We start from the raw sequence: 22266 nt of genomic DNA on the forward strand, positions 1-22266 counted from the left end.
TATCATCTTGCTTTTCCCTGAGACCCAACCCGTCGCAAACGACGTCCAACCCGTCACAAACGACGATCGCCCTGCGGGGTCGAACCTGCCGACCCCACGCAAACGCCCTCGTCGTTCGAGCCGTCCAACCCGCGCTCGTTGATATCCCCCACGCCGTTGCCGTCCTCCACCGTGCGGCGCAGGTGACGGTGAACCGCAATGCTGCCGATAACCAGCGCGAGGAACAGCGCTATGCTGAGTATTCGAACGAGCGTCACGAGGCCTCCCCTTCCTCGCTGGGACGAACAACGTCGACCACCGCATGCTCGGCCGCATAACGGGCTCCCTGCGTGCGGCGAACCTCGGCCTGCTTTCGGCGCAGCCAGGCAACCTGCATGGCGAGAGGCACGGACAGGCCGCCCACCACCACGCACACGACGAGGCCGTATCCCACGATCACCGCATCCGTCCGAGTTGGCCCGGCGGTGAAGAACTCGGTTGCGTACCAGGGGGTCTTCCCACCTTCGTCGGGCGGCGGGGGCGCTGAATCTGCGGGTTCGTCGGGCTTGGGGGCATCGACCTGCGCGAGCGGCGGCGTCTCGCGCTCCTCCGTCGCGCCGCACCGCCCGCACGCGCGCCGCTCGACGCCCGGTTCCGCTTCGGTGGATTCGCGCGCAGTCTCCCAATCGCCCCAGTCGTGACCCAAGGCCGGCAGCACCTCGCTGTGCGACTCACCGCATATAGAACACGCATACAGCACCATGCCGTCCTCGGTGCACGCGGGGTCCGCGCGCGACACCTCGATGAACCGATGCTCCCCGCTCGGGGAAAGAGGAGGGATGGTGCGGTACTCGTAGTGAACGTTCTGGGGATGCTTCGCGCACACCCGTGCCTCTACGCCTTCGGACGTGCACGTGGCCGGAGTGTCCACGTACCATGCGCTCCACTTATGACCGGTGGCCGGCACCGTGCGGTAGAACGAATCGCCGCACTTGCTGCACACCAGGTATTCCAAACCGTCGGCATCGTCGGTCACGGGCACCACGACGGTTATCTCGTAATCGTGCGGCCCACCGGCCGGGCAGTCGTCGGCATAGCCCCGGGTCACCCCGGCCAAGAGGAGCGCAGCGATGGCAACGAGCACGATCGCCGCCCTCGGCGCGCTATGCCGGCTACGCTTCGTCATGCTCGGTCACGCGCACCGTGGCGCGGGCGTCCATCGCCTCTTTGAACGAGGCCCGCTTCGCCCGGCCCAGCGGCACCTCGGCGCCGTTCGAAAGCGTGATCGAAGTGTAGGTGAAACTCTGAACGTAGGCGCAGTTGACCAGGAACGACCGGTGCGTGCGCAGGAACCCGTACTGCAGCAGCATGTTCTCCAACTTGCCCAAAGGCGACAGGAACTCGATCGTCCGCTCGGTACCGGGCAGCGTCTTTTCCCGCGACAGGTTGAAATGCACGACGCACACGCGGCCGCGCACCTCGAAGTAGCTGATGTCGTTGATGGGGATGTTCAGTCGCTCGGTTATGCCGTTGATCTGAATGTAGCGGGTCTTGCGCTCCTCCACAGCGGCGACCGCGTCGAGGAACACGCGACGGAAGCGCGCGCCGTCGCCGTCGTCGGTTTTCAAAACGTAGTTGAAGGCCCGCACGTCGAACGCCTCGAAAGCGTATTCGCGCGAAACGGACAGGAACACCACGACACCCGCGAAATGCTTCTCGGCCAACTTTCGGGCGACCGCCATGCCGCCCAACTTCGGCATGACGACATCCAAGAACACGATGTCCGGCATGGCCTCCAGGTCTTCGAGGTCGAACAGGAAGCTTTGACCGTTCTCGTAAGTGGTGAGCCGTACGTCGATGCCGCTTTTCCGGGCAACCGATTCAAGCAAGCGCGTATAGTATTCGCAATCGTCGTGGTTGTCGTCGCAAAGAACTATGTTCAACGCGCACCTCTCTCGCACCGCATGGGAAAGCGCCTTCACCCGAGCGCTTTCGACGTTTTGAACGCAGCACGGGCAGACCCCGTCAGCGCGAGCAAGAGGTTAGCAGCCGGTTCCGAATTGAAACCGAAAAGTAGGCAACTGTAATGAGATAGTTAAAAAAGGCGGGCGCGAGCACCGGCTCGTGAAGGCGGCATGGAGGAACACGGCGTTACGCCGTTCGCAGGATCTCCCGTTTATCGTCCCGTCGCGCTAGCGCTTCTCGAATCCGTACACTTCGATCGCATCCGCAAGGAGGCCGGACGCGAACTCCCGAACGTCGTAGCCTTCCGAGATGGCGGCCACGGCCGCGCCGTCCACGATGGTGCCCACCATGCGCGCGGGCATGTCGATTCCAGCATGCGACAAGATGCGTCCGACGGCGGCATCCAGCGACACGCGCCCTTTTTGGTAGGCCTCCGTAACCACGGGGGATTCGGCTGCGGCGATCAACTGGGCGTAGTGGGCCGAGGGAACCACGCTGTCGTCCGGCAGGCAGGCGCGGATCAGCAGATCCACCGCGCGCTCGCGGCATTCCTCGACGCTCATGGCCTCGGCGGCGGAAGCCGCCTTCTCGGCGCGCTCGGCCCATAGCTGGATGTTGTAGCGGCCCGCTTCGTGCAGCAGCTGCGTCACGGAATCGAAGTAGTAGCCCACCGACGACGATGCGGCCCCCGCCCACTTCGCCACCTTGCGGTACGTAACCGCCTTCGGCCCCTGCTCGCGCAGCAGCGCTGCAGCTGCGAGCACCAGCGAGGTGCGCGTGATCTGCGCTTTCAACGACTTCGGCGTTTGCGTTGTCTCGCTCATCTATCCTCCGTAACCCCCGGCGACGCCAACCGGCATCGCGCACGAACGCCGCCCGGGCCTCCAATGCCCAGGCGGCGTTGCCTCCTTCACGTTCGACCACGTGGAGCGATCAAACGTTTTCCCCAGATCATACCCTATATCTCAGTCAAATCCTTACCGGTGTGCTCATGCGACAGAATCATGGCGACCAAAGCTATCGCGGCTATGAACACCATGTAGAAGCCCGGAGCGATGGGGCTGCCCGTAACGTCGATCAACCAGAACGAGATGAAGGACGCCGACCCGCCGAAAATGGCGTTCGCCAAGTTGAAGCTCAAAGCGAAGCCCGAGTAGCGCACGTCGGTGGGGAACGTTTCGGTAAGGTAGCTGGACAGCGTGCCGTCGTTGATGGTGAGCACGAGGCACATCACCAGCTCGACCAGCAGGATGACCCAGAAGTTCTTCGTTCCCAGCAGCAGGAACGCAGGGATGGTGAGCACGATGAACCCGACGCAGGCGATGATGAGCATCTTCTTGCGCCCGAAGCGGTCGGAAATGCGCCCGGACAGGAAGATGAACGCGATGTAGACCACCAACACGATGGTGGTGATGATGGACGCGGAGCTCGGATCGTAGTTCAGCGTGGTTTCAAGGTAGTTCGGCAGGTACGTGAGCACCGCATAGAAGCCCACCGCGTTCAGCACGCAAGCCCCGAACGAGACGATGAGCACCTTGAAATGCTTTTTGAACAGCGTGCGGATGGGGTGCTGGACGGCTTTGCCCACGCCGCTCAACCTGCGCTGCATCTCCTCGTACACGGGAGAATCCTCGAGGTGCGTTCGGATGTAGTGCGTGATGTAGCCCAGCGGAAGCGCCAGGAGGAACGGGATGCGCCAGCCCCAATCGATAACGAAACTGGAGTCGGCACCCCAGGTGTTGAACATGAACGTGGCGAACAGCGATCCGATGAGCAGGCCGGTCGCCGTGGACGCCGGCACCATCGAGCAGTAGAAGCCGCGATGGTTCTTCGGCGCGTATTCGGCGATGAACGTGGCCGCACCGGCGTACTCGCCCGCCGCCGAGAAGCTCTGCACCATACGCAGCACCAGCAGCAGGATGGGCGCGCCCACGCCGAGGATCGCGTATCCCGGCAAACAGCCGATGAGGAACGTCGCGCCGCTCATCATGAGGATGGAGATGGACAAGGCCCACTTGCGGCCCTTCTTGTCGCCCATGTTCCCCCAGAAGATGGCGCCGATAGGGCGCACGAGGAACGAGAGCGCGAACACGGCGAACGTGCTCATAACCGACACGAATCGGTCTTCGCCGGGGAAGAACACGAGCGCGATGACCGTGGCCAGGTAGGAATAGCTCGCGTAGTCGAACCATTCGATGAAGTTGCCCAAGAACGAGGAGAACGTTACTTTCTTGAGCGTTCGGTGCTGCTCCTCTTCGGTGAAGGCGATCGCAGCAGCGTTTGAATCAGAAATGTTAGATTCCATGGTAATCCCCTAAGAAATGTACGGCCTCGTTGAGAGGAGAAGAGGTCCGTACGCTTAGCGTGTGCTTCAAAAAGCCCCCTAACATGGGTGTACGCTACAAGGTTAAGGCTATCATACCGCAAAAATCGAAACCGGGTGTAAACCCGTTACTTTTGACCCAAGATGGCAACATAGTTGAAACGTCGCCGACAGGCGAACGCAAGGAGCCCGTTATGCGACATAACGGGCTCCCGTGCTTGCAGGGTCGGATCAGTAGTCTTCGAGCAGGTCGACCTGCGCCTTGCTGGCGCGCAGGATGAAGTCGCGCTTCGCCTTCTGGCCGCCCTGCGCGAGCTTGCGCAGGATGACCCTCTTCAGGCGCGGGTACTCGTTCATGCCGTACCACGCGAAGGCGGTGCCGCCGACGTACGCCTCGACGATGCTGTGCACCGGGGCGTCGGCGTCGCGCTCGGCGTCGAGGGCCAGGTACTCCCGGATCTCCTGCCCGCACAGGTCGCGGATGACCTCGGGGCTGATCTCCAGGTCGTGGGCCAGCTGCCTCAGCTGGTAGTCGACCTCGGCCTCGTCGGCGTGCGGGAAGTACGTCACGTCGTAGGTGACCGCGCGCACGTCCGACGCCTTGGCGAACCCGATCAGCGTGTCGAGCGCCATCATCTGCACGTGCTCTTCCGTGCGCTCCGCGATGTCGAGCTCGGCGGGAAAGCCCTGGATCCCGTGCTCGGCGAACGCGGCCTTCAGCTCGTCCTCGCTCAGGGCGGGCTCGAATTCAACCGTGGTAGCAATGTGGGTCAGATTGTTCGTTATCTTCATATGCCACACCTTCCTCTTCTACTCAGTTTGGCATCCGCCCAACTACCGCAGGTTCTCCTTGTCGGCTTCCTCTTCCAGGCGAGCAGCAAGGTTCTCGCTGATCTCTTCGCGCTGCTTCTGCTTGCGCCCGGCAACCATGCCCTTGATGGACGGGATGGCGCCGCCGCCGATGATGAGGATGGCTCCCAAAGCCGTGTTGATGGTGAAGGGCTCGCCGAACACCACCAGGCCGCAGAACAGCGCCACGGGCACTTCCCAGTACGCGATGGTGCCGTAGTCGGCGGCCGGCAGGTTGCGGCCGGCAACCAGCAGGAAGCCTAGGGCGATGGGGCCGCAGATGATCCACAGCAGCACCGCGCCGATCCAGTTGAACGTGGTGAAGTGCACGTTGAGGGCCCAGTTCTCCATGCCCGGCGTGGCGCCGAGCGAGTTCAGAACGATGGTGATGGCGCCCGCGCCGATGACGGCGAAGATGAAGTTCCACACGCCGCGCGCCGTGGTGTCGGCGTCCTTGCGGTAGCCGTTGAAGAACATCGAAGCGCCGTAGAAGAAGCCCGAGGCGATGCCGAACGCGTCGCCGATGCCCTTCATGGGGAACTCGGGCGTCGAGGGCACCAGGTTGAAGTCGAAGCCGAACGCCTGGCCGCCCACGCCGAAGCCGAGCAGGCCCTCGCCGAACAACATGCCGATGAACACCGCGCCCAGGCAAATCCACTGCAAAGGCGACATGGGCTCTTTGCGGAAGATGCGGGCGAGCAGCACGCAGATAACAGGGCCTATGTAGATGAACAGGACCGCGTTCGACACGGTGGTCAGCAGCGTGGACGTGACATAGCACGCCAGCGACATGCCGATCATGAGGCCGCCCAGCGCGATGGCCGGGGTGAGCTTCAGCTTCTTGAACACGTGCACCTTGTGCGTGGCAACCATCAAAATAAGGAAGAACAGCACGCCCATGCCCATGCGGCCCACGGCCATCAGGGCGCCGATGCTGTCTCCCGCGTTGAAGCCGGCGGCTCCGTCGAACATGTCGGTGCGGGTGGCCCAGCGGCTGAACAGGGGCACCAGGCCCATGCCCGTGGCCGAGATGAGCATGGCGATGGTGCCGAAGCCCAGCCTCATCTCGTAACTGCCGGAACCGTCCTTGCCGTTACCCATATCCGGGTTTTTGTTGTTGGTATCTGCCATTGGTCCTCCTTAACCAGTAGCAAGAAAAAAGTATCCCCTCTGCCGCCGCAACTCGCGCCCTGCGAGACCGAATGAGGCAAGAGCTGACCTATTCGGCCTTATACGGCCGAATCGTATGCGCGGTGGTATAGGTTGAAATCAAGAAAGGGGACCTGAGCGTTTGAGCTTGCCAGATCCCCTTTCTTTGTTGTTAGACGACTCTTGCTTTCAGCAAGGGTTGGTCACGCTACGCGACTAGTCGTTCCACATCTCCGGGCGCACCAGGGTGGGATCCTTGACGCGGTTCGGGAAGTAGTCGAGGCAGTCGCCCTCGCGGTAGACGTCGGCCGTGGAGCAGTGCAGGCCGCCGCCGAACGGGTAGGCGTCGCGCAGGTCGCAGGGGATGACGTTCATGCCGAGCTTGTCCATCTGCTCCTGCTGGTGCACCTCGGAGGCCTCCACGATGACCGTCTTCGGGTCGAGCACGAGGCAGTTCATGGACAGCCACACGGAGCTGTAGCACAGCGCGGGCGGCTCGTCGTGCGCCGGGTCGGCGGCCTCGACGATCTGCCAGTCGTTGGCCTCGAAGATGGCGCGCTGCTCCTCGGGGAGCTTGCGGTGCGGGTTGTTGATGATCAGGCCCGGGCGCAGCGGCACGAAGGTGGCGTCGATGTGGATGGGGTACGGGTCGCCGGGGAAGTTCACGGCGTGCACGCGGTACTCGGGGTAGTAGCGCTGGAACCAGTCCATGGCCGTGCGGTTCGTGGTCAGGCCGTGCTGGATGAACAGGTCCTTGCCCATGCGCATGACGTCGGCGGCGTCCCACATCGGCTCGACCTCGGTGGTCACGAAGTCCTTGTTGGCGGTGCGCACGAGGCGCTCCTCGAGGGTGATCTTCTCGTCGTAGTAGTTGTGCTTGTAGGAGGCGTCGGTCAGGCGGGGACGGGGGGCCTGGGTCCACAGGAAGTCCGGGTCCTCGTCGAAGTACTGCTTCATGAGCGGCCAGTAGGCCAGGTACTCGAAGTAGCGGCAGCGGAAGGAGTTGGCGGAGGCCATGATCTCGTTGCCGATGGTGAGCAGGATGTCGCGGGGCGGCATGCAGGTCATCATGGAGTCGTTGCGGAAGTCGGGGGTGCCGATGGCCTGGTTCCACTGCAGCGGGGTCGGGCGGTCGACGACGACGCCGCGGTCCTCGAGGATCTTCACGAGGTTGTCGAGGCACTCGTTGCCGCGCTCGACGGTCTTGGCGGGACGGAGGCCCCACATGCCGCGCATCTCGGAGTCGACGGGCACCTTCTCGGACGTCGCGGGCTCCTCGGGGGGGATCATCGAGTTGTCGCAGCGACCGACGATGACGCGCTTCAGCGGATCCCAGTCGTTCCAAGAATTGACTATCTTCGCCATGACAGTCTCCTTTCTGTGGTAGCGCTCTTCGCTACCGTTGGGTGGCACACTACATACTACTGCAGCTTGCTGGCAATAACGTGCGACTGCAGGGAGCGCCTTGGAGACTGGTGGTTCATGGTTCTCCTCGGTTTTTCCTACCGTGGCATGGTTACCAGATTTGCCGTTGAGGAAGTTATACCATCTTTTTTGTTCACCTGCAACACTATTTTCCGTGTGATTTGTAGCAAAACTGTAATGATCTTGTACGCCTGCACAAAAATATGACCCGATAGACAAACAAGATAATACCAGTACAACATGACCATATTGGATATTTTTACTTTTTGTTTCCATGCTTCTGCATAAAAATAGAATCAAACGGTGACCTCATGCACACGAAACGGTTGCCGATTCTGTAGGAGAAACGTTCCCGATTTGCACAATTTGAAAAAGCGCCGTTTCGAAGGGTTTTGGCAAAAAACACAATTGGTAAAAGCGCGCGATCACCGCCGTAGCAGGAGGATTGCGAAAGGATTCCGTGAAAGGCCGCTTGCCGGTCGCCGGTGCGAATGATCGCCTGAATACGAAGAGACGGCGCTGCGCGCTCGTCCCTTCGGTTTCTTTTCGTGTTGGATGTTGGTGCCGGGCGGCCGCCAGGCGTCTCCACAAGGGCGTTGGGGCCCTTACGAGATGTGGCCCAGGAAGTCCTTCGTGCGGTCCGACTTCGGATGGTCGAACACGTCCTCCGGCGTGCCCTGTTCCACGATGAAGCCGCCGTCCATGAATATCACGCGGTCGGCCACGTCGCGGGCGAAGCCCATCTCGTGGGTGACCACGATCATGGTCATGCCGCCCTTCGCCAGACTCTTCATAACGCCCAACACGTCGCGCACGAGCTCGGGATCGAGCGCGCTCGTGGCCTCGTCGAACAGCATGACGTGCGGGTCCATAGCCAGCGCGCGGGCGATGGCCACACGCTGCTGCTGGCCGCCCGAGAGCTCCGAGGGCTTGTAGTCGATGCGCTCGCCCAGCCCCACCTTCTCCAGCTGCTCCACGGCGATGCGCGCCGCCTCGTCGGCATTGCGGTGCAGCACCTTCTGCTGCGCCAGCATGACGTTCTTCTTGGCGGTGAGATGCGGGAACAGGTTGAAGTTCTGGAACACCATGCCCACCTTGGCGCGCACCTTGTTGATGTCGGTCTTCTTCGCGGTGATCTCGGTGTCCTCGAAGAAGATGCGCCCGCCCGTGGGCTTCTCCAGCAGGTTCACGCAGCGCAAAAGCGTGGACTTGCCCGAGCCGGAGGGGCCCAAGATGACCACGACCTCGCCGCGGTGGACGTCGAGGTCGATGCCGCGCAGCACCTCGTTGTCGCCGAAGCTCTTGCGCAAATCCTCGATGCGCACGACGATCTCGTTGGAGGCCGCCGACGCACCCGAAGCGGCCGGGCCCGCGACCTCTGCGCCCGCGGCGCCCACTCCCGATGCGGATGCAGGGTCGTGCTCGACGGCTTCCCCGTTCAACACGACGCCGCCCTTATGCTTCGTTTCGCTCATATGGTCCGCACCTCCCTAATGGCTGATATGGTTGCCGTTGCGCTTCGCATCGTCGTAGATGCGCACCGTCGCGTCGTCCACCGAACCCGGTCCGGCGAACGTCTCGGACATGCGGATGCTGCGCGCCACGGCGGCGTCGGAGTCGGGCACGACGGACGCGGCCGACGTGATGCTGCGGTCGGCAGGGCCCTTCTTGTGCTTGCGCCGGCCGTTCGCCATGCGCGTTTCCATGGTGTTGATGAGCTTCGTGAGCGGTATGGTGACGATGAGGTAGAAGCCGGCGGCCACGATGTAGGGCGTGACGTTGCCCGTGGCGGCCGTGATGGTCTTCGCATACATCATGAGCTCGGTCACGCCCACGGCGGCCAACAGCGACGTGTCCTTGTACATGAGGATGAACTCGCTCGTCATGGTGGGGATGACGCGCCGCACCGTCTGCGGGATGATGACGAAGAACATCGTCTGCATGCCGTTCATACCCAGCGACCGCGCCGCTTCGAACTGTCCTTGGCTGATGGACTGAATGCCCGCGCGGAATATCTCGGCCAGGTACGCGCTGGAGTTCATGATGAGCACGATGGCGCCCATGGCGAACGGATCGAGCTGCACGCCCATGAGCGGCAGGCCGAAGTACGCTATGTACAGCTGCAGGAACAGCGGCGTTCCGCGCACGATGTTGATGTAGGTGGCGCCGATGGCGCGCGGCAGGCGATGCTTGGCCATGCGCAGGAACGACAGCAGCAGGCCCAGCGGTATGGCCAAGGGGAAGCTGATAACCACAACGCCTAACGACACGAGCCAGCCTGCGAACAACGCCGGCACGGACGTGGCGATGATGGCGGGGTCGAAGAACAGATGGAGGAACTTGTTGGAGTTCCACGCCTTCACCCATTCTTGCTGGTTCAGCCAGTTGGCCAACTGCTCGGAGGGAGATTTGCCCACCACGTCGATGACCTTGTCGGTGGCCGGCATGTCGTGCGTTTGGCCGTCGACCGTCGTGTAGCTGCCCGCCAGGCCGAACGACCCGCCTTCTCCCGGCAGAAGCGTGCGGTTGCACTCCACCATGATGAGCGCGCCGACCGGGGCCGGTTCGTCCAGCACCACCGTGACCGTTGAACCGTCAACCGTGGTCTGCGAAGCCACCTCCAACCGGTCGAGCCCGGCAATGACGGTGGTTTTCACGTTTTCCGGCTCCACGGTGGAGCCTTCGGGGAGATCGAGGGACACGCTCGCCACCGATTCGTCCTCGGCGGACTGCCCTTGCCACGTCACGCGCGTGGGCGTTGCCCCCATGACGGTGACGCTGTCTCCGTCGGCGTTCCCTTTGGCGGTCCAGCGCTCCACTTCCAAAGCCTGCGCCTGGACCGGCAAAACGAACGATGCCGCCAGCATCGCAGCGACAAGAAGCGCTGCGACGCCGGCGACGTGCGTCTTGATGAAAGAGATCACGTTCTGCATCGGTCGATCCTTAATGGTGCGTCGACGCCATTTCTACGAAAGCCACTTGGCGACGGCTTCGTCGTACTTGCCGTTGTCCTTGATGGCCTTCAGCGCCGTGTTGAGCGCCTTCGTGAGCTCGGGGTTCTCCTTGCTCACGGCGATGGCGTACTGCTCGCCCGTGGGAATTTCCTTGATGATCTGGCAATCGGTGTAGGCGTTCTTCACGTAGTAGTTCGCCACCGGCCAATCCACGGCGATGGCATCGATCTGGCCGGACTGCAGAGCGGCGAACACGGCCGTCATCTCGTCGAACGCGATGACCTCGGCGCCCTTGATGTTCTCGGCGGCCCACTGGAAGCCCGTCGTGCCGGACTGTCCGCCGATCTTCTTGCCCTCAAGCTGCGCCACATCGGTGATGCCGGAGTCCTTCAGCACGGTGATGCTCTGGTTCACGTCGCACACCGGGTCGGTGAAGTCGACCTGCTCCAGGCGCTCGTCGGTGATGGTGATGCCGGACACGCCCACGTCGGCCTTGCCGCCGGTTTGGATGAGCGGCACGATGGTGTCGAACTTCGTGGACGGCAGGTAGTTGCTCTCAATGCCCATCTCCTCGGCCAGCAGGCCCATCAGATCGACTTCGAAGCCCTCAGGGGCGTTGCCGTTCAGGTTCTCGAACGGCGGGAAGTCGAGCGAGGCGGCCACGGTCAGCTTGCCGTCGTTGACGAGCGTGTAGCCGGCGTCCGTGGCGTTGCCGTCGTTGCTCTTCGCGCCGGAGTCCTGCCCGCCGCCCGACGAGCAGCCGAACAACGCGAGCGATGCGGCCAGCGCGCCCGCCGCTACGAGTACGGCCCATTTCTTCATCTTCATTGGTCTCTCCCCTTTCCTCTGCGCCAACCCGCGCACGAGATGCCTTCACGTACGGCGGGTGTTCGCGACGCAATCGCCTTACTATAAAGCGCCTTACCGGTATTATCAAACACTTATTCACGTTGCGGCGGTGTTTTCGATTAGCGGAAGCCCCGTGAACGGTGATATTTCAAGCGTATTCGGTACAGCACACTAGAGTAATAGAGCGAAAGAGCGGGCGGAGAATGCCTCCGCGCATTCATCGACGATGCGCGGACGAGTATGGCTCGAAGGAGATTGGGCGCCTCTCGAGATGCTTTTCAGCGAACCTGCGACTCCTTCCGTCCCCTCTTCCCTGCCAGATGGGCGCGGGCGGCTTACCCGCCCGCCGGTTGCCCCGCCGCGGCGCAACGACTTTGGCGTCCGAGCTTTCCCTACACGAACGGGGCGCACGCAAGCAGGAGCACGGCGAGGAACGCCGCGTTGTACGCGGTGAAGCGGGCAAGGTAGGCGCCGGGCGTGACGCGGGCGAGCGCGGGGCGGCTGGGAAAGCCGCGGCGGACGATGCGGTACTCGTTGAACGTGATGAGGCTGGCGAGCGACGCCACGATCGTCCCGGCGCCGCCCACGTTCACGCCCACGAGCAGGGCCGCGTAGCTGTCGGTGAAGTGCGACAGCAGCACGGCGGCGGGGACGTTGCTGATGATCTGGCTGGCGCCGGCGCCCACGAGCAGCGCGCTCTCGTTCATCCAGTACGAGAAGAACGCCTCGACGGCGGGGACGCGCGCCAGGTTGCCCGCGAACACGAAGAAGCAGGCGAACGTGAGCAGCAGCCCCCAATCCACCGTCTTCAACGCGCGTCGGTCGAGCGCGCCGAGCGCGACCACCACCGCGCCCACCGCCACCGGATAGGGCACAAGGCGGAACACCGATGCGATGACCAGCGCCAACAGCGCCGCATACGCGAGCGCCCGCGGCCGCCGCGCCGAGGAGACGCGCGGGGCGTCCGCACATGCGAGCTCGCTCTTGTCCGGGAGTGCACCATCGCGTGGATCCTTTGCCACCCGTTTTTTCGTTGCTCGTTTCTTCATCGTGCGCGGAGCGTCCGGTTTGACGAACAGGGCGCAGCAGAGGGCGATGAGGGCGACCGACACGGCGAAGGGCAGCGCCATGATGGAGAGGAAATCCCCCAGCGGGATGGAGAAGCGCTCGTACAGGTAGAGGTTCTGCGGGTTGCCGAACGGCAGGATCATGCCGCCGAGGTTCGCCGCCAGGTTCTGCATGATGAACGCGAACGGCAGGGAGCGCTCCCACCCGGCTTTGAGCAGCGTGGCGGCCGACAGCGGCAGCATCATGATGAGCGCCAGATCGTTCGTGGCGAACATCGACAGCACGAGCGTGGAGCCCACGAGCGCCGCCACGGCCGAGCGGCACGTGGCGAAGCGCGCCACGAGGAGGCGCGCGGCGTGCTCGAACAGGCCGACACCGCGCAACGCGCCCACGACGGCGAGAATGCCGAACAGGCAGGCGAGCGTCTTCAGGTCGAAGTAGCCCAGGTACGCCTCGTCGGGCGGCACGAGGGGGATGGTCGCCAAGGCGGCGAGGGCCGACACGACGAGCACCGTGCGCTCGCGCGCGAAGCGGGCGAGACGCGCGGCGAGCATGCGCACGGCAGTGCGCCTTGGACGGCCGTCCGTCATCGTGGGCACTCGCACGCGGGATCGCCTTCGTCGCTGGCGAGCGTTTCGAGCGCGCGGTACGCGGCGCCGTGCACGCCGCAGGCGTTGCCCAGCTCGGAGGCCACGATGGGCGTGTCGCGACACACCGGCAGCGCGCAGGCGCGGTAGCGGACGCGCACGGCGTCGAGGAACAGATCGGTTCGTTCCGACAGACCGCCGCCCAGCACGAACACGTCGGGATCGACGACGCAGGCTATCTGGGACAATCCGAAGCCGAGCGCATCGGAGAACCGGTCCAGCGCCGTACGGGCCGCCGGTTCGCCGCGCTCGAACGCCTCGAGCACCGAACGCGCGTCGGGAAAAGCTTCGGCAGCCTCGTGCTTTGCGCACCCGCCGGCCATGCCCGCTTCGGCCAGCGCGCGGGCGACGCGGTGCCGGCGCGCGGTGCGCACGAGCCCCTTGGCGGAGGCGTACTGCTCCAAGCAGCCCGCCTTCCCGCACGAGCACGGTTCCTGTTCGTGCGGATCGACGCACAGGTGGCCCACCTCCCCCGCCGCTCCGCGCGCGCTGCCGTAGAGCGCGCCCCGGAAGACGAAGCCGGCCCCCACGCCCGTTCCCAGCGTGACGAGCGCGACGTTATCCGCGCGAAGCCCGCTCGCCGAGCCGTGCCAGCAATCGCCCAGCACGGCGGCGTCGGCGTCGTTCAGCACCGTCAGGCGCGCCTGCGGGAACTGCGCGCGCAGGAGGGCCTTGCACTGTTCCAGGTCGAGATCGATGTTCGGGCACAGTTCGAGCGAACCGCCCTCGGACACGGCACCCGGCACCGCCAAACCGACGGCGGCCACCCGGCCCTCGTCGGCCCCTGCCCGCTCGAGCAGCACTTCGACCTCGCTCGCGAACGGCTCCTGCGACCCGGCGGCCAGCACCCGCTGCGATTCGAACGCATGCGCGCCCAACTGCTCGCCTTCAAGGGAGAACGCCCCCATCTTCGTGTGCGTGCCGCCCACGTCGATGCCCAAAACGACGGAATCGCCGCATGCGGTAACGATCCTTCCGTCGGATTGGGCGCTTTGCATGGTTTTCGAGGCTTGCTTTTTCATAGCTGATAAGTGTAGCGCGAACACCAAACGTCAAACACGCGCAATGATCCAATAATTCGATTGGATCCGAACTCGATAGGGATAGGATGCTATAAATTCTCATTTCATTGAAAACTTTTCCATCTTTGCAAAGAGTTTTCATTTCATTGAGAAGTCATGCCTGTCTCGGCTACGCGGCAGGGATGCGGAAGCCGACGTGGGGGATGCTGCCGAAGCGGCCGTGGTAATCGGAGCCCGACGTGCACGCGAGGCCGTAGCGTTCGGCCAGGCGGGTGCAGCGCACGTGGTCGACTGGCGTGTGATCGGGGTGGTGGCGCTCGATACCGCGCAGGCCGAGGGGAACGAGCTCGGGCACCAGGTCGTAGCTGTCCAGCTGGCCAGGATGCGCCAGCACGGGCATGCCGCCGTCTTCCGCGATGGCGCGCACGGCATCGCGCGCGTCGACGTAGACGATGTCGCGGTCGCAGATTCCGCCGTTTTTGAACAGGCTCTGGTAGAGCGTGCGGTAGGCGGCGCTCACGTGCGGCTCGCTGGTGAGCGCGGCCATGATATGCTGCTTGTACAGGCAGGTGGAGGCGCGGCCGAGCGCGAGGGCGCGGTCCGCGTCGATGTCGTAGCCGGCGGCGACCAGCTGGTCGAGCTGCCAGAGCGAGTTGGCGTTGCGGCGTTCGAGAAGCGGCCGACACAGGGCCTCCACCGCAGGCGACCCCTCGCGCAGGCCCAGGCCCAGCACGTGCACCTTGCGGTTGCGCTTGTAGTCGTAGGCGCTCACCTCGATGCCACCCGTCACCTGCACGCCGTAGCGCTGCCCGAGGGCCGCGGCCTCGTCCAGGCCGCGCGTGGTGTCGTGGTTCGTGAACGCGATGCGGCCGATGCCGCGCTCGCGCGCTTGGACCAGCACCTCCTCGAAGGTGTCCGAGCCGTCCGACATCGTGGTGTGCACGTGCAGGTCGGCGATGCCCGCCGGGCGGGGCGCCGTCCCGTCGCCGGATGTTTCACGTGAAACATCCGTTCGCCGCAGGTTCGTCATGCTCTGCACCTTCTTTCTTGGTAGGACGCTGCCCCGTCGGCGGCGGCTTGACGCGGAAATCCCGCTCCAAGACGCGAAATTCACCGCTGTGAAGCGCGCTTCGTTGATAGCGCGCTTCGAGAGGATCCGCGACCTGCGACAACGCTGGCAGTTCGCCGCCGCACGCCGGGCAAGGGACCCTCGCGAGCGCTCCAAGGCCGCGAAATCGCTTCACAGCGGTGAATTTCGCGTCTTGGAGCCGTTTTTGCGTGACGTGTGCCGCAGCCGCACCGGCTACGCCATCATTCCTTCCTGCATGTTGAACTCATGATCGCACAAGCCGTCCATGAATTCGAGGTCGTGGAAGATGCCGAGCATGGTGGTGCCCTCGGCTTTCAGCTGCTCGATGAGGGTGCGCACCTTGAGCTTCGACGCGTTGTCGAGCGAGGCGGTGGGCTCGTCCAACAGCAGCAGGCGCGGGCGTTTGATCATGGCGGCGGCGATGTTCAGGCGCAGCTTCTCGCCGCCCGAGAACGTGCGGGGATAGAGCTCCCACAGGCTCTCGTCCAGGTCGAAGTGGCGCAGCATGCGCTCGGTTTCGGCCTCGGCCCGCTCGCGCTCGTCGGCGCCGTAGGCCTCGAGCGCGCTTTTGAGCACGATGTCGCGGGCCGTCTGGCGCGGCAGCGCGTTCAGGAACTGGGAGACGTAGCCCAGCTCAAAGGCGCGCAGGTACAGCATCTGGCGTTGGGTGGCCTGCGCCAGGTCGAGCAGGCCGAAGCGCGCCGAATCGTACAGGATGCGCCCCTGCTCCGGCAGGTTCGTGCGCCAGATGCAGCGCAGGATGGTGGACTTGCCGCTGCCGCTGCGCCCGGTGATGCCCACGAACTGCCCCGGCGATAGGGCGAAGCTCACGTGCTGGCACCCCTGGATGCGCCGGTCGACGCGATGGAGCAGGAACGACTTAGAGAGGTCGTCGATGCGCAGGAGGGAGGTTCCGGCTGACGCCGCGGGGGATCCTTCGACTACGCGCTGCGCGCTTCGCTCAGGATGACAGGTTGGGAGCGTTGCTTGCTCGGGGTGACATACGGTTGCCATGTCACACCGCCTCGGGGGCGAGGGCGGGGGCGTATTCGGCGTGCTCGCCCAGGTCGCGGCCGTAGCCGCGCGGTTGGTCGGGATAGTGCGAGCGGAACACAGAGTGACCGCCCACGAACGCGCGCGTGACCACGGGCATGGTGCGCTCGCCGGCGTCGCCGCAGGCGATCTCGCGCACGAGCAGCACGTCGGCGCGCTTCCCCACCGCGAGGGACCCCGTCTCGTCGGCGATGCCCGCGGCCTTTGCCGGGTTGATGGACACGAGCGCGAACGCCCGCGCGATGTCGAGCCCGCACTCGTCGCGCAGCGTGAACACGGCGTCGAGCAGGGCCGCCGGATAGTAATCGCTGCACAGCACGTCGATGGCGCCGGCCTCCACGGCCTCGCGCGCGCTCAGGTTGCCGGAATGGCTATGGCCGAGCATCACGTTCGGCGCGCCGGCCACCGTGTGCAGGCCGCGGGCGCGCGCCTCGCGGGCGATGTCGAGCGAGATGGGGAATTCGGAGATGGACGCCTCGAGGCCGTCCATGAACGCGAGCTTCTCCGCGCTGTCGTCGTCGTGCGACGCGATAGAGATGCCCCGCTCGCGCGCGATGGACGCCAGCGCCGCGATCTGGGCGTACGTCATCTTGCTGCTCTCCTGCTGCATGCGGATGATATCGCGCACCTCGTCGTCGGTCACGTCGCGGTAGCCCTTGAGCGTGTCGCCGAACATGAGCAGATCGCGGTACTGGCCCTGGCCGGGCGTGTGGTCCATGAACGACACGAGGTCCACCTTGCCCGAACGCAGGAACTCCTCGATGTCGTCGTAGAGGTCCACCGAGTCCAGCTCCACGCGCATGTGCAGGCGGTGGCGGATGAGGTGGTCGCGCTCCTCGCCGGCGCGTAGGCCGGCCACGCGGTCGATAAGGGCGCTCACGTTGCCGAAATCGCGGATGGGCTTGTGGTCGAAGATGTGCGCGCCGTACACCGACAGCGAGTGGAAGATGGTGGTGATGCCGTGCGACACCAGCTCGCGGTCGGCCTTGTACAGCGACGTGTTCAGATCCATGACCACGCTCGGGCGCGGAGAGGCCACGTTCTCCACGTAGTCGGAATGGATGTCGATGAGGCCGGGCGCCACGTAGGCGCCACGCGCGTCCACGATAGGCAGCACGCCCACCACGGCATCGGGCTGAGCGTCGAAGTCGCTGGCGCCGGCGGGCTCGATGGCCGCGATGCGCCCGTCGATGACCACCACGTCGTGGTCGGGAAGCACGCGGTCGGCGCACACCACCGTGCCGCCGCGAATGATGCAGGAGTTGTCGTTCATGGGAGGGTTCCTTTCGGGTTTGGGCTGTCATCCTGAGCGAGCGCACGTCCTTGGTTGTCATCCTGAGCGAGCGCAGCGAGTCGAAGGATCCCGTGCGGCGAGAGCAGGGAGGTTTTCGGCTGGCGCCGCAGGGGATCCTTCGACTTCGCGCTTCGCGCTCCGCTCAGGATGACAACTGGAGCGAGCGCTCCACTCGAGATGACAACCGGGGCGTTACAGAAGCGAGTACACCAGCTGTTGCGTGTAGGCGTGTTGGGGGTCTTCCAGTATCTGGTCGGTCAGGCCGCTTTCGATGACGCGGCCGTCCAGCATGACGAGCGTGCGGTCGGCCAGCATGCGGATAACGCCCAGATCGTGGCTCACCACGAGCATGCTCACGTCGAAGTCGCGCCTGATCTGCTGCACGAGGTCGAGCACAGCGGCCTGCACCGACAGGTCGAGGCCCGTGGTGACCTCGTCCAGCAGCAGGATGGGCGGGTTGTTCGACAGCGCCTTCGCTATCTGCACGCGCTGCTGCATGCCGCCGGAGAAGTTCCGGGGCGGCTCGGCCTCGCGGGACAGGGGGATGTTCACGCGTTCGAGCAGCTCCTCGCCGCGGGCGCGCATGACGCCCACGTTGCGGCTGCCGGCGGCTATCATCTGCTCGGCGATGTTCGACAGGCTGGAGAAGTCCATGCGCAGGCCCAGGTAGGGGTTCTGGTACACCATGCCGAACACCGTGTTGCGGATGGCGCGCTGCTGCTGCGGCGAGAGCGCCAGCAAGTTGGCCGCCCCGCCGTCGAAGGGCCGGGCACGCACGTCGCCTTCCGTGGCCTCCTCGTCGAAGAACAGGCATTTCATGAGCGACGACTTGCCGCTGCCCGACTCGCCCACGATGCCCACGATCTCGGCCGGGAACACGTCCAGGCTCACGTCGCGCACCGCGTGCACGGTGCCGCAGCGCGGACACACGTTGCGCTCGAGCTGCGGCTCGGGTCCCCGGCAGTGCGGGCAGCCCGTCCCGAAGCGCTTCGACAGGTGGCGCACGGACAGACAGGGAGCCTCGTCCGCGCCGAACCGCTGCTCATCGAGCATGGGAGGCTCCTTTCCGAGAGTCACTGGTTGTTCGTAAGGTCAGCTGGGAGGCTTCTGACGGATTGTCATCCTGAGCGAGCGTGAGCGAGTCGAAGGATCCCGCGCAGGAAGGCCACACGCTTCGAGCATGATCCTCGGCTAATGCCGACGCACGGGATCCTTCGACTACGCGCTGCGCGCTTCGCTCAGGATGACATCCCGCACAAAACGCCGTGTCGTTGCATTGGTAGTACGTCTCGCCGGTTGTCTCGTCCACCAGCTCGTCCAGGTAGACGTCCTCGGCGCCGCACAGGCGGCAGCGTTTGCCGTCGAAGCGCTCCACTGCGAACGGGTAGTCCTCGAAATCGAGCGGCACCACGTCGGTGTGGGGCGGCACGGCATAGATCTTCTTCTCGCGGCCGGCGCCCAGCAGCGTAAGGTGTTCGGCCTGGTGAAGCTTCAGGTTGTCGAAGCGCGGGATGGGCGACGGCGCCATGACGTAGCGGCCGTTCACCAGAACGGGGTGGTCGGCGCCGGTGGTGGTCATGTCGTAGCGCACGATCTGGTCGAACAGCTCCAGCCACGCGCCGGTGTAGTCGGCTTCGGCGTGCAGGCGCTTCGTCGCGGCCTCGCTCGGCTCGAAGCTGCGCAGCGGCTCGGGCGTGGGCACCTGCAGCACGAGCACCTGGTCGGCGCGCAACGGTTGCTCGGGAATGCGGTGGCGCGACTGGATGAGCGTGGCCTGTTCGGTGGCGTCGGTCACCTCCACGTCGGTGGTGTCGGCCACGAGCTTCTTGATGTTGACGGCGTTCACGCTGTCGTCCGAACCCTGGTCGATGACCTTGAGCACGTCGCCGCGCCCGATGATGGCCAGCGTGATCTGCAGGCCGCCCGTGCCCCAGCCGCGGCCGATGGGCATCTCGCGCGAGGCGAACGGCACCTGGTATCCGGGGATGGACACGCCCTTGATGAGGGCGCGGCGAATCTCGCGCTTGGACGCCTCGTCGAAGAAGGCGTAGTTATAGCGCTGCTGCATCGGTTGCCTCCTTCGCTTCCAGCGCGGCTGCGGCCGCTTGGTCGGCGGCTTGATCGCCGTCGTCCGCGTTGCGCGTGCCGCGCACGCTGGAGAGCTTCGACTGGAACGTCACGTAGTGCGGGAGCTTGAGGTGCGAGATGAAGCCCGTGGCCTCCACGCCGTCCACGTGGTAGAGCACGAACTCCTCATCCTCGGTGGGATAGCGCTTGTCGCCCAGTTCAAGGCAGCGATCGAGCACGCTCATGGCGATGGCCTTCGTCTCGGCCCGGCCGAGCACGCACCCGTAGCCGATGGCGAGCGAGAGGCCGTCTTCGGCACCGTCGCCTTCCGACATGAACACGCTTTCCACCTCCGTAACGGGAAGGGAGCCCAGGTAGTACGCGTTGTCTACGCCGCCAGGCTCCAGCGGGTGGTCCACGGCCACGGCCACGCGGCCCTGCCGCAGCTCGCCCACCGTGGGATGCGCCGGACCGAAGCCGCGTATGGCCGCGTAACCCAGCGCCTCCACGGCCTGCGTCATGCCGCGCGCGAGCGTCTGCAGGCGCACGGACCGCGGTGCGGGGAACGTGAGCGGCACCATGGTGGCGTCCACGGGCTCGGCGTCATCAGGTGCGACGGAGGGAACGAGACCCTGAGCCCGCAGGTAGTCGAGCACGCGCGGAAGGGTGGCGGAGGCGCCCGCACCAGCGGAGGCCTCGTCGAAATGCGCGGCCAGTTCGGCGCGCTTCTCGGCCAGCTCTTCGGGGCCTTCCGTTTCCAGATCGAAGGCCAGCAGGCGGTGGCTGTAGTCGCGCGTGGCGCCCAGCAGCTGGCCGCCCGGCACGTCCTTGAACGCGGCCGACACGCGCCGGGCGACGCGCATCTCCCCCGTGTCCACCGGGCGCGACACGTAGGGACGCTCGAGCGTGGAGCGGAACGCGCGCAGCAGGAACACGGCCTCGTCGGGCGAGCCTTGAGCCTGCTTGAGCGCAAGGGCGGCCAAGCGCGGCGCGTACAGGGACGCCTCGCCCATCACCTGATCCACCAGTTCGGGGAATGCTCCCTCGATCTCGTCGGTGCTCCAAGGCGACGACGTGCTCACGCGCTCGTATTCCAGCAGCTTGAGGCTTTCTTCGATGGCTTTGCCGCCTCCGTGGACAGCTACGTAGCCCATTTAGCGAGCCTCCCCGACCAAGCAGGGTTTCGACGGCGCGGCAGCACGATCGGACATCGACGCTTCACCGACCGAGGCATCCTCGCCCGCCAGCGTCACCTGCGAGCTACGCGGCACGGCCACGAGGTTCCCCTCGCCGTCCACCAGCACGATCTCAACGCCGCAGGGGAACTCGTCGTGCCGCGCGGCGCGGGCGCGAGCCCACTCGACACGGTCGACAGCGAAACGGTTCACGTCGGCCACGCCTGGACCGCGCACCTCCACCACGTGGCGGGCCGGCTCGCCACCGGCGGCCGCCTGCTCCGGTGCAACCAAGCGGGCGCAACCCATGAGCACCGTCGCGCCCTTCTCGGGAGCCACGAGCGTGCCACGACATGCCTCCAGAACGGCCTCGGCCGCCAACTGCACGTCGGCGCGCGCCGGCACCACGACGAAGTCGGCCTCGCGCACAGGGAAGCGCATGGCATGCGTCTCGCCCGTGAGGTAGGCGGCCGAGGCGTCGGGCTCCGCGTCCACCACGCTGAACGTGACCGCCTGATCAACGAACAGCCGCACGACCGACTCGAGGGCACCGTCGAGCGCCGCAGGTCGCACCGGATTGTCGGCCGCGCGCTCGATCGTGCATAAGGCACCGGGATGCGCGAACGCGTCGAGCACGCTGCGAAACGCTCGCTGTGCGCGATGCAGCTCGGCGTTTTCCGTAATCATCATCATGACTCCACCTTCATAGTTGAAAAATCCACCTTCGTCGCCGCGTTGCGGCGCGCGTCCTCGACCTCGCGCGCTTCGATGCGCTCGAGCTCCTCGCCCAAGCGCTCTTCCCAGCGGGCTGCGCGATGCTCGCCCGTCGCGCCCGCGAAGGCCGCGTCCACTACGGCAAGCTCGTAGGCTCGGCAGCGGTCGCTGCCGAGCACCATGCCCAGTCCCACGGCCTCGCCCAGGCGCACCCGGCACGATGTCATGAGGGCCTCCCCCAAGTAGAACAGGCCGCCGTGCGCCGTCTCGCGCACCTTCACCATGACCAGCTCCTCGCGCGGCTCGTCGAGAACGGCCACGGCACCCACGCCCAGCTCGTCTTCGACGTCGCGCACGATAGCGCGCGCCAACGTGGAGTCCCCCTCCACCAAGGCGCGCGTCCGTTCGTACCGTTTCAACAAAACACCAACTCCCATCTACCAAAACCAACCAATTAGAATCTTCTTCACGAAAGAGGTGTGCCACGAAGTTGCGCAAGCGCCCCCCAGGTCAAAATCGTTTCTGCAAAAGAGGCGATGGGCCTCGGATGCGGGACGGCACCCACCAAGCGAGTTCCGCACGAGCCGAAGCGTCCAGAGGACGCTTCGTGCGAGCCAGGACTGCCGAGCGACTGGGTGCCGTC

21 protein-coding genes are annotated in these 22266 nt (G+C 65.0%); all 21 read right to left on the reverse strand.

Features of this window, described 5'->3' with window-relative positions; genetic code table 11:
* Nucleotides 1–53: 53 nt before the first annotated feature.
* The 21 genes from HCH03_RS05970 to phnG all read right to left on the reverse strand — a co-directional run bounded on the left by HCH03_RS05970 (nucleotide 54) and on the right by phnG (nucleotide 22045).
* The gene (locus HCH03_RS05970) at nucleotides 54–257 is read right to left on the reverse strand and encodes a hypothetical protein (protein ID WP_080143934.1); all 204 of its coding nucleotides are present in this window, start codon (nucleotides 255–257) and stop codon (nucleotides 54–56) included.
* Nucleotides 254–1123, reverse strand: coding sequence for a hypothetical protein (locus HCH03_RS05975; RefSeq protein ID WP_221688752.1), 870 nt, complete (start codon nucleotides 1121–1123; stop codon nucleotides 254–256). Before HCH03_RS05975 ends, HCH03_RS05970 begins: the two co-directional genes overlap by 4 nt.
* Before the next feature lie 28 nt (nucleotides 1124–1151).
* Nucleotides 1152–1922, reverse strand: a complete 771-nt coding sequence (locus HCH03_RS05980) for a LytR/AlgR family response regulator transcription factor (RefSeq protein WP_185904413.1) — start codon at nucleotides 1920–1922, stop codon at nucleotides 1152–1154.
* A gap of 249 nt (nucleotides 1923–2171) precedes the next feature.
* Complete coding sequence (locus tag HCH03_RS05985) at nucleotides 2172–2768, reverse strand: TetR/AcrR family transcriptional regulator (protein WP_080143937.1); 597 nt, start codon at nucleotides 2766–2768, stop codon at nucleotides 2172–2174.
* A 134-nt stretch (nucleotides 2769–2902) separates the two neighbouring features.
* Complete coding sequence (locus HCH03_RS05990) at nucleotides 2903–4249, reverse strand: MFS transporter (protein WP_221688753.1); 1347 nt, start codon at nucleotides 4247–4249, stop codon at nucleotides 2903–2905.
* Nucleotides 4250–4498: 249 nt separating this feature from the next.
* Nucleotides 4499–5059: a hypothetical protein gene (locus tag HCH03_RS05995; RefSeq protein WP_221688754.1), complete on the reverse strand. Its 561-nt coding sequence runs from the start codon at nucleotides 5057–5059 to the stop codon at nucleotides 4499–4501.
* A 42-nt stretch (nucleotides 5060–5101) separates the two neighbouring features.
* Nucleotides 5102–6247 carry a DMT family transporter gene (locus tag HCH03_RS06000; protein ID WP_221688755.1) on the reverse strand — a complete coding sequence of 382 codons (1146 nt, stop codon included), beginning with the start codon at nucleotides 6245–6247 and terminating at the stop codon, nucleotides 5102–5104.
* Between the two features lie 234 nt (nucleotides 6248–6481).
* Entirely contained in the window at nucleotides 6482–7630 is a 1149-nt protein-coding gene (locus tag HCH03_RS06005; protein ID WP_080143120.1) for a serine/threonine protein kinase, read from the reverse strand.
* A 665-nt stretch (nucleotides 7631–8295) separates the two neighbouring features.
* Nucleotides 8296–9165: an amino acid ABC transporter ATP-binding protein gene (locus tag HCH03_RS06010; protein ID WP_246599724.1), complete on the reverse strand. Its 870-nt coding sequence runs from the start codon at nucleotides 9163–9165 to the stop codon at nucleotides 8296–8298.
* 15 nt (nucleotides 9166–9180) lie between these two features.
* Nucleotides 9181–10623 carry an amino acid ABC transporter permease gene (locus tag HCH03_RS06015; protein WP_185904410.1) on the reverse strand — a complete coding sequence of 481 codons (1443 nt, stop codon included), beginning with the start codon at nucleotides 10621–10623 and terminating at the stop codon, nucleotides 9181–9183.
* A gap of 33 nt (nucleotides 10624–10656) precedes the next feature.
* Nucleotides 10657–11472 carry a transporter substrate-binding domain-containing protein gene (locus tag HCH03_RS06020; RefSeq protein ID WP_080143941.1) on the reverse strand — a complete coding sequence of 272 codons (816 nt, stop codon included), beginning with the start codon at nucleotides 11470–11472 and terminating at the stop codon, nucleotides 10657–10659.
* Between the two features lie 413 nt (nucleotides 11473–11885).
* The gene (locus HCH03_RS06025) at nucleotides 11886–13115 is read right to left on the reverse strand and encodes an SLC13 family permease (protein ID WP_221688766.1); all 1230 of its coding nucleotides are present in this window, start codon (nucleotides 13113–13115) and stop codon (nucleotides 11886–11888) included.
* A gap of 32 nt (nucleotides 13116–13147) precedes the next feature.
* Nucleotides 13148–14206, reverse strand: a complete 1059-nt coding sequence (locus HCH03_RS06030) for an ROK family protein (protein ID WP_221688756.1) — start codon at nucleotides 14204–14206, stop codon at nucleotides 13148–13150.
* Nucleotides 14207–14399: 193 nt separating this feature from the next.
* Entirely contained in the window at nucleotides 14400–15260 is an 861-nt protein-coding gene (gene phnPP, locus HCH03_RS06035) for a phosphoribosyl 1,2-cyclic phosphate 1,2-diphosphodiesterase (RefSeq protein WP_221688757.1), read from the reverse strand.
* A 273-nt stretch (nucleotides 15261–15533) separates the two neighbouring features.
* Nucleotides 15534–16334, reverse strand: a complete 801-nt coding sequence (locus tag HCH03_RS06040) for a phosphonate C-P lyase system protein PhnL (protein ID WP_246599729.1) — start codon at nucleotides 16332–16334, stop codon at nucleotides 15534–15536.
* Nucleotide 16335: 1 nt separating this feature from the next.
* Nucleotides 16336–17646 (reverse strand): alpha-D-ribose 1-methylphosphonate 5-triphosphate diphosphatase, encoded by a 1311-nt coding sequence (locus HCH03_RS06045; RefSeq protein ID WP_221688758.1) that lies wholly within the window; start codon nucleotides 17644–17646, stop codon nucleotides 16336–16338.
* Nucleotides 17647–17859: 213 nt separating this feature from the next.
* On the reverse strand, nucleotides 17860–18720 hold the full coding sequence (locus tag HCH03_RS06050; protein ID WP_221688759.1) for an ATP-binding cassette domain-containing protein: 861 nt from the start codon (nucleotides 18718–18720) through the stop codon (nucleotides 17860–17862).
* Complete coding sequence (locus tag HCH03_RS06055; protein ID WP_185903844.1) at nucleotides 18710–19735, reverse strand: alpha-D-ribose 1-methylphosphonate 5-phosphate C-P-lyase PhnJ; 1026 nt, start codon at nucleotides 19733–19735, stop codon at nucleotides 18710–18712. The genes HCH03_RS06050 and HCH03_RS06055 overlap by 11 nt, the downstream gene beginning before the upstream one ends.
* A complete protein-coding gene (locus HCH03_RS06060) occupies nucleotides 19719–20888 on the reverse strand; it encodes a carbon-phosphorus lyase complex subunit PhnI (protein ID WP_221688760.1) in 1170 nt (389 codons plus the stop codon). The genes HCH03_RS06055 and HCH03_RS06060 overlap by 17 nt, the downstream gene beginning before the upstream one ends.
* Nucleotides 20889–21602 carry a phosphonate C-P lyase system protein PhnH gene (gene phnH / locus HCH03_RS06065; RefSeq protein ID WP_246599733.1) on the reverse strand — a complete coding sequence of 238 codons (714 nt, stop codon included), beginning with the start codon at nucleotides 21600–21602 and terminating at the stop codon, nucleotides 20889–20891. It abuts the gene before it with no gap.
* Complete coding sequence (gene phnG / locus HCH03_RS06070) at nucleotides 21599–22045, reverse strand: phosphonate C-P lyase system protein PhnG (protein ID WP_246599738.1); 447 nt, start codon at nucleotides 22043–22045, stop codon at nucleotides 21599–21601. Before phnG ends, phnH begins: the two co-directional genes overlap by 4 nt.
* Nucleotides 22046–22266 lie beyond the last annotated feature (221 nt).

Origin of the sequence: Gordonibacter massiliensis (ex Traore et al. 2017) (assembly GCF_019731765.1) — a bacterium.
GTDB lineage: Bacteria > Actinomycetota > Coriobacteriia > Coriobacteriales > Eggerthellaceae > Gordonibacter > Gordonibacter massiliensis.